The 8,327-nt window shown below is 67.4% G+C and carries 5 protein-coding genes; 3 read left to right on the top strand and 2 right to left on the bottom strand.

Annotation, left to right across the window (positions count from 1 at the left end):
* Nucleotides 1-16 precede the first annotated feature (16 nt).
* Nucleotides 17-508 carry a hypothetical protein gene (locus ACLBYD_RS17335; protein ID WP_447817395.1) on the bottom strand — a complete coding sequence of 164 codons (492 nt, stop codon included), beginning with the start codon at nucleotides 506-508 and terminating at the stop codon, nucleotides 17-19.
* Nucleotides 509-722: 214 nt separating this feature from the next.
* On the opposite strand from ACLBYD_RS17335, the gene ACLBYD_RS17330 reads away from it, so the two are divergent.
* Together ACLBYD_RS17330 and ACLBYD_RS17325 are read left to right on the top strand one after the other, a co-directional pair.
* Nucleotides 723-2,054: a S1 family peptidase gene (locus ACLBYD_RS17330; protein WP_447817394.1), complete on the top strand. Its 1,332-nt coding sequence runs from the start codon at nucleotides 723-725 to the stop codon at nucleotides 2,052-2,054.
* 167 nt (nucleotides 2,055-2,221) lie between these two features.
* Complete coding sequence (locus ACLBYD_RS17325; protein ID WP_447817393.1) at nucleotides 2,222-3,529, top strand: S1 family peptidase; 1,308 nt, start codon at nucleotides 2,222-2,224, stop codon at nucleotides 3,527-3,529.
* A gap of 475 nt (nucleotides 3,530-4,004) precedes the next feature.
* Here ACLBYD_RS17325 and ACLBYD_RS17320 read toward each other — a convergent pair whose 3' ends face one another.
* Nucleotides 4,005-4,670, bottom strand: coding sequence for an ammonium transporter (locus tag ACLBYD_RS17320; protein ID WP_447817392.1), 666 nt, complete (start codon nucleotides 4,668-4,670; stop codon nucleotides 4,005-4,007).
* A gap of 434 nt (nucleotides 4,671-5,104) precedes the next feature.
* Between ACLBYD_RS17320 and ACLBYD_RS17315 the strand changes: the two genes are divergently transcribed.
* Nucleotides 5,105-8,305 (top strand): (Fe-S)-binding protein, encoded by a 3,201-nt coding sequence (locus tag ACLBYD_RS17315; protein WP_447817391.1) that lies wholly within the window; start codon nucleotides 5,105-5,107, stop codon nucleotides 8,303-8,305.
* Nucleotides 8,306-8,327: the final 22 nt, after the last annotated feature.

Genomic DNA, 8,327 nt, shown 5'->3' with positions numbered 1-8,327 from the left:
CCGCCGAATCCATCGACTACAAACCCTCGGGTCGCTCGTCGAAGGTCACGGCCATCGCGGCGGCCGCGGCGATCGCGTTGCTGGTGGGCGTCGGCGCGTTGGTGTTCGGGCTGCGGGACTCACCGGCGGCCACTGCGGGCACGCAGGTCGCCGAGACCCCGACCGCTCCCGCGACCACGACGACCTCGAAGTCGAGCAAGCCGCCGGCTCCCCGCAGCACCGAGGAGACCACTACCGAGGAGTCGACCGAGCCGGCCACCGCCGAGCAGACGGTCCCGGTGGCCCCGCCGGTCGTGCAGCAGACCTGGGTCGATCCCACCACCGGCACGAGCGAACAGTCCTCTTCGTCGTCGTCGCCCGGCTCGACCCCATCGAGCACGTCCTCGACCACCTCGAGCACCGGCTGGTCGCGGCGGAACCAGCCCGATGATTCCTCGGGTGGCGGACGCGGCAGCGGAGGCAGCGGTGGCAGCACCACCACCACGACGACCCCGCCGGCAACCGACACGACCGATCCCGAGACCTCCGAGGAACCGACACCGCCGGAGACTTCGGAGCCGACGGAGACCGAGACCCGCAACTAGACAGCGCGGATATCCGGGTGGTGACCTACGGCACTATCGGCGGTCGCCGGGCCGTCCCGTAGGCTGTCCCGCGGGTCGGTTCGCCGAATCCACGAAGCACCTGTTCAAGAGCACATCGAGCACACATGAAAGGCCTCCATGCGTCTCTCGTCGGCGTCGCGCGCCGCAGTCCGTTCCACCACCCGCCGCGTCGCAGTCGCAGCGGCCTCCGCGGTTCTGCTGGCAGTGCCTCTGAGTGCCACGGCGAGCGCCGCGCCCGCCGAACAGTTGCCTTCCGCTGAACTTCCCGCCGAACTCGTCGAGGCTCTCCAGCGCGACCTGGGTCTGTCCCCCGAGGAGTACCTCGACCGTGCCGCCCGCGCACAGGAGCTCGGCGACTACGCTCGCGACTTCCGCTCCGAGCACCCCTCCGAGTTCGCCGGTGCCTGGCTCGGCGAGGACGGCAAGCCGGTCATCGCAGTCACGAACCGCGAGGCCGCCGAGCGCGCAGCGCAGGACGGCTTCCACGCCACGGTCGCGCCGGTCTCGGCCGACGGACTCGAGCAGGCCCTCGCCGAACTGAACCGCTGGGTGGCGGGGCTCCCGCGCGAGGTGTCGTCGCAGATCAACTCCGCGTCGATCGATGTGCTCAACAACCAGATCGTCCTCGACATCGTGAACTCGCCGATCGGGCGCGCACTGAACCTGCCGTCGCTGGTGGCGAACGTGCAGGTCCAGCTGTCGCCGGGCATGCCGCCGAACGATCCGGCCCCGATGGGTGGCGACACCTACATCACCGCCGACGGCGACGTCCGCGCCACGCCCATCGAGCGCATCGGTATCTGCTCGTTCGGCTTCAACGGTGTCGACGCCGACGGCAACGCCGTCAACCTCACCGCCGGGCACTGCGACGCGGTCGCCCGTTCCGACGGTGGTTCGACGGTCTACCTGCCCAACCGCGCGAACATCGACGAGAGCGTCCGGATCGGCAAGTTCACCGAGTCCACGGTGGGCACCGACAGCACCCTCGACTACGGCATCGTCTCGCTCGACGAGGCCGGCGTCGAGGCGGGCCTCGACCGCCCGTCGGTTCGCGGCGGCAACGGCTCCACCCTCACGGTCACCGGCACGGCCGTTCCGGTCGTCGGCGCGCCCGTCTGCAAGTCGGGGCAGTCCTCGTCGTTCACGTGCGGCCTCGTCGTCGCCGATCGCATCGAGACCCAGCTGACCTACGACACGGGCTTCTCGAGCACCATCCGCGGCTTCGCAACCTCCGCCTGCACCCTCGCGGGTGACAGCGGTGGCGCCATCGTCACCGGCACCCTCGCCCTCGGCGTGATCAGCGGATCGAACAGTGCCGGTGCCCCGAACTGCGTCGAGGCGAACCTGGTGCTCGCGCCCAACGGTGGCACCTCCAGCCTCGGCATCCCGATCCAGGACATCGAGAACGCCACCAGCACGCGAGTCCGTACTGCGGCGAACCCGGCATAACGTCCGGAACCGTCGGGGCAGTTCGTCACAACAGTCACACGAGTCTCATCCGTAACCGAGAAGTACCTATGTACTTCCTCGTTCACCCCTTAGGATCGGACGGACGCCGATCCGCGGGGGACGGCGCCTTCGCGCGCGCAAGCCGCGAAGGAACGAGAAAGGTATCCATGCGACGCACCTTCGCACGTCGGACGGCCGTCATCGGTTCGGCCGCACTGCTGCTCCTCGGCCCTGCCGTTGCCATCGCGCAGGCCGAACCCGAGACCGAACCCGCGCAGACTTCGTCTCTGCCGGCCGAGCTCGTCGAGGCGTTGCAGCGCGACCTGAACATCGATGCCGAGCGCTTCCTCGCCGATGCGCAGCGCAGCCAGGATCTCGCCGCGTTCGCCGAGAAGGCACGGGAGCAGTTCGAAGCCGTCTTCGCCGGTGTGTGGCTGGACGACCAGGGCACCGCCACCGTCGGCCTCACCGAGGGTGACGGCTTCGAGGAGGCCCGCAAGGCCGCCGAGGATGCCGGATTCACCGTCGCCGAGACCGAGCGCAGCGAGGACGCCCTCGAAGACCAGCTCGGCGCACTGGGCGACTGGCTCGAGACCCAGCCGCCAGCCGTCGCCGACGTCATCCGCGGCATCGCCATCGACGTGGTGAACAACGACGTCGTCGTGCGCACCGACAACGTATCCGGTGTCGAGCTCCCCGACTTCCTCGACGGGGTGCGCGTGCTGTTCGCTCCCGCCGAGCTGACGCCGGAGGGCGCGACCGACCTGCAGCCCATCGCCGGTGGCCTCGACGCCCCCGACGCTCTCTTCGGTGGCGACGCCTACGCCTCGCTCGGCGCCGGCGAGGGCCTGCGCTGCTCGCTCGGCTTCAACGGCGAGGACGGCAGCGGACAACCCGTGAACATCACCGCCGGTCACTGCGACCCCAACCGCGCGCAGGCCGGCACTCGGTGGGCCTCCCAGGTCCACCAGCTCGTCGGCGACAACCTCGGCCAGCACCTCGGCTCGTTCGAGAAGACGGTGCTCGACGGCAGCGACTACGCGCTGATCCGCCCCACCTCCGCTGCCGCGGGTCGCTTCGAGAACAACGGCGTGCGCGTTCCGCTCGCCGCTCCGCTGCCCATCACGGGTGTCGCGGATCCCGTCGTCGGCGCTCCGGTCTGCAAGTCGGGCCTGCGCACCGGCTACAGCTGCGGTGTCGTGACCGCCACCGGCCAGAACGTCGAGATCGGCCACCGCGTGCTCGAGAACGGCTTCTCCACCAACCTGTGTGCGCTGCAGGGTGACAGCGGTGGCACCCTCGTCACCGGCACCCTCGCCCTCGGCATCTCCAGCGCTTCGAACGTCGGCCAGTACGGCATGTGCGAGATCGCCGGGTTCGTCAGCGGCCTGCTCGGTGAGAGCCCCGAGCTGTTCGCCACGCCGATCAAGACGGTCCTGGCGGAGAACCCGGGCCTGAAGGTCCGCACCTGGTAATCCCCAGAACATCACGAAGGTCCGCTCCCCNCCTTCGTCGTTTGTCGGGGCGTACGGCCGTGCCGGTCGACGCGGGCTCGGGGGCTGCTCCCGGAAGCCCCGGAATGGCCCTGAATCCTGATCGTAAAACGTCTCCGAGCTGCGATTCCCAGGAAGCTGACCACGTCCGGGATGTTGCGCCCAATGTCCGTTTAGCGTGGGTTACGATCCTCGCACCCCGGCCGTTAGCGCCATCCCTCGAAAGGACTTCACTTGAGCAGCGAGATCTTGATGACCAGCCTCGAACTCGGCTTCGACATCCTTGGCTATGTCTGGGACATCATCCGCCACGGCAGCCGACTCATCGGGTCCATCTAAAGACACCGATTCGAGCTGAAAGCCCTGTCCGTACTTCCGGACAGGGCTTTTCTGTGCGCGTTCCGACGCCCGGACAGAGAACGGNGCCGTTCGAGTTCGAATGCCTAGCCGACTGGAATCAGTTGGCGTAGACCGTGGTGCCCGGAGGCGCCAGCAGGGTCTGCGCCAGGCCGACACCGGCAACGATCAGCGTCGGACCACCCGCGATGATGGTTCCGACGACGCCACCGATACCGGCGCCCGTGATGGTGCCGACGGCAGGCATCACGAAGGTGCCGACGACTGCGCCGATGATGGTTCCGATCAGGCCGCCGACCGCGGTCGCGATACCCAGCTGCGACGCGAAGTTCTGCTGAGCCTTCAGGTTCTCGTCCGGCGAAGCGACATCGGTCAGCTTCAGGGCGACCGGCGTGAGGCTCGCGCCGACCTTGTCCTCAGGGGCGACGGGGGTGGCCTTCGACAGGTCGGTGACCGGGGTCAGCGTGAGGGTCTTGCCGTCCTCGCTGATCTGACGCTCGAAGGGGAGCTGCAGATCGCCGAGCTGGATGGCCAGAGGCAGGCTGAGAACAGTGTTGCCGGCGTTGTCCTGAAGTTCGACGCTCTCGCCGTCACCGGAGACCTGGAACTCGCCTGCGTCGATGACGGTGACCACCGAGTCGCCCTCGACCTTGGACTCGTAGTTGATCTCGTCCTGCGCAGCGGGCGCCGCATACGAGGTACCGGCGGTGATGCCCATGGCGGCGATCGTCATCGTCGCCACAGCGGCAAGCTTCTTCAGCTTCATCTTTTTCCGTTCTGTGACATGGCGCACGCCTGTTAAGACGCCCCCATTCTGCTGTATTGACCTGGAGTTCTACGTCCCCCGACGCGTACAGCCCACATGCGAACCCCATGTACCGGGCGAATCATAACCGACATCACATCCGGAGTGTTATACCCCTTTGTCCGAATGGACACCGCATCGTGGCCGGTAGAGCGTGTCGTGACCTCGATGTGACACACGCCTCGTTTCGGGCAAGTTAGGACATCCTGCGTGACGGCAGTATCACGTTTGACCTCTAGCGTGTCCGGGCACACGGTCTCCGATTCGACGCAGATTTTACTACTGGCCGGTAACTCCAGTTCAGACCAAGTTACCAGTGGGTAACTTAGCTTGCGTTACGATGCGGTGACTCATACCAGGCGGCACGACGCCGCCCCCGACACGAAAGGCCACGTATGAATGCCCTGACGATTACGTTGGGCACGATCGGCGTGCTGCTGAGCCTCGTGTGTTGGTTCGCGTTCATCAGCGGCGCGCTGAAGATGGTCAACACGATCCGGGTCGGCCAGCCGGCCCCGGACCGCTGGCGGCCGTTCTTCCCGCGCTTCAAGCAGATGGTCGTCGAATTCCTCGCGCACACGAAGATGGTCAAGTTCCGGACCGTCGGCTGGGCGCACTGGCTGGTGATGGTCGGCTTCATGCTCGGCGCGATCGTCTGGTTCGAGGCCTATGGCCAGACGTTCGACCCGAATTTCCACTGGCCCCTCATCGGTGACACCGTCGTCTATCACTTCATCGACGAGATCCTCGGCCTCGGCACGGTCATCGGCATCCTGACGCTGATCTACATCCGCCAGCGCAACCATCCGCGTCAGCCCGGTCGGATGTCGCGCTTCAGCGGCTCGAACTTCAAGGCCGCCTACTTCGTCGAAGCGGTCGTGCTGCTCGAGGGCCTGGGCATGATCCTGGTGAAGGCCGGCAAGATCGCCACCTACCATCACCACAACGCCTACACCGACTTCTTCACGATGCAGGTCGCCCGGATCCTTCCGGAGAGCCCCGAACTCGTGTCGGTCTTCGCGTTCATCAAGCTCATGTCGGGCATGGTGTGGCTCTACATCGTCGGCCGCAACATCACCTGGGGTGTCGCATGGCACCGCTTCTCGGCCTTCTTCAACATCTACTTCAAGCGTGAGGACGACGGCGGTCCCGCCCTCGGTGCCGCACGTCAGATGATGTCCGGCGGCAAGCCCGTCGACATGGAGGACGCCGATCCGGACAAGGACACCTTCGGTGCCGGCCGCATCGAGGACTTCACGTGGAAGGGCTGGCTGGACTTCACGACCTGCACCGAGTGCGGTCGTTGCCAGTCGCAGTGCCCCGCCTGGAACACCGGTAAGCCGCTGTCGCCGAAGCTGCTCATCACGTCGCTGCGCGACCACGGTTACGCCAAGGCTCCCTACCTGCTCGCCGGTGGTCGCACCGATCTCGGTGGCGACGAGGTCGGCCTGGTCGACGCCGAGGGCAACCCCGACGAGGCCAAGCTGGCGAAGATCCCGGCGGCGGCTCGCGAGGAGTCGGGCCGCAAGCTCGTCGGCGAGACCGAGGGGCTGCTGGAAGCAGGCGAGCTCGCTCCCGTCATCGACACCGAGACCCTGTGGTCGTGCACCAACTGTGGTGCGTGCGTCGAGCAGTGCCCGGTGGACATCGAGCACGTCGACCACATCATCGACATGCGTCGCTACCAGGTGCTCATCGAATCGGACTTCCCGTCCGAGCTCGCGGGTCTGTTCAAGAACCTCGAGAACAAGGGCAACCCCTGGGGCCAGAACGCCAAGGACCGTCTCAACTGGATCAACGAGATGGAGTTCGACATCCCGGTCTTCGGTCAGGATGCCGAGAGCTTCGACGGCTACGAGTACCTCTTCTGGGTCGGCTGTGCCGGTGCCTACGAGGACCGCGCCAAGAAGACCACGAAGGCCGTCGCCGAGCTCCTCGCGACCGCCGGCGTGAAGTTCATGGTCCTCGGCGCCGAGGAGACCTGCACCGGCGACTCCGCTCGCCGCGCGGGCAACGAGTTCCTGTTCCAGCAGCTGGCGCAGCAGAACATCGAGGTCCTCAACGGTGTGTTCGAGGGCGTCGAGCCGAGCAAGCGCAAGATCGTCGTGACCTGCGCGCACTGCTTCAACGCGCTGAACAACGAGTACCCGCAGGTGGGTGGCAGCTACGAGGTCGTCCACCACACGCAGCTGCTCAACCGTCTCGTGCGGGCGAAGAAGCTGGTCCAGGTCAAGGCCGTCGGCCAGGACGTGACCTACCACGACCCGTGCTTCCTCGGACGGCACAACAAGGTCTACAACGCTCCGCGTGAGCTGATGGCGGCGTCGGGCGCGAAGCTCGTCGAGATGCCGCGTCACGGCGAGCGGTCCATGTGCTGTGGTGCCGGTGGTGCCCGTATGTGGATGGAGGAGAAGATCGGTAAGCGCATCAACATCGACCGTGTCGACGAAGCGCTCACCACGAATCCCGCCAAGATCGCGACGGGCTGCCCGTTCTGCCGCGTCATGCTCACCGACGGTGTGACGGCGCGTCAGGAAGAGGGCAAGGGCGAGGGCGTCGAGGTCATCGACGTCGCGCAGCTCATGCTCGAGTCGATCTCTCGCGTCGAGGCTGCGAAGCTCAGCGACAACCTCAAGGTCGTTCAGCAGCCGAAGACCCCGGTCGAGGTCGAGGAGACTGCGGAAGAGGTCGAGAAGGAGCGCGTCGAGGAGATCGAGGCAGCGGCGGCAACCCCCGCGGCTCCGAAGACCACCGGTGCCCCGAAGGCCGGCGGCCTGCAGATGAAGGGCGGCCTCAAGGCTCCGGGCGGACCTAAGGCTCCCGGTGGCGCGAAGGCTCCCGGTGCCGAGGCAGCCGAGGCTCCGGCAGCTCCGAAGGCGAAGCCGGGCGGCCTGCAGATGAAGGGCGGCCTGAAGGGTCCGGGCGCGAAGAAGGCTGCGGCTCCGGCTGCACCTGCCGCGTCGTCCGAGGCTTCTGCCGCTCCTGCGGCCGAGGCACCGGCAGCGCCGAAGGCCAAGCCGGGCGGACTGCAGATGAAGGGCGGCCTCAAGGCTCCGGGCGCGAAGGCCCCGGGTGCTGCGAAGCCGGCTGCACCTGCCGCTCCGGCCGAGTCGTCGTCGGAAGCTCCCGCAGCCGAGGCACCCGCGGTGCCCAAGGCGAAGCCGGGTGGCCTCCAGCTCAAGAGCGGCCTGAAGGGCCCCGGCGCGAAAAAAGCCGCTCCGGCAACGAACTCTGCTCCCGCTGCTCCTGCCGAGGAAGCACCTGCTGCAGAGGCTCCCGCTGCGGAGGCTCCCGCTGCAGAAGCGCCTGCGGAGCAGCCGAAGGAGTCAGCGATCCCGAAGGCGAAGCCGGGCGGACTGCAGCTCAAGAGCGGTCTGAAGGGACCGGGCGCGAAGAAGGCTGCGCCTGCCGCTCCGGCTGCGCCGGCGAAGGCTGAGCCGACGCCCGAGCGGACGCCGGAACCCGAGCCGGTCGCCGAGGCTCCTGCGGAGCCCGAGGCGCCCGCGACCCCGGCGAAGCCGGAGGTCGAGGCACCGAAGGCGAAGCCGGGCGCGCTCGGCTTCAAGCTCGGCGCGAAGGCACCTGGCCGCAAGTAGGTACGCAACGCGAGGTTGAGGC

The organism is Rhodococcus sp. C26F (genome assembly GCF_053345925.1).
Note: the sequence above shows the minus strand (reverse complement) of the source record. Positions and strands in the feature narration are given on the sequence as shown.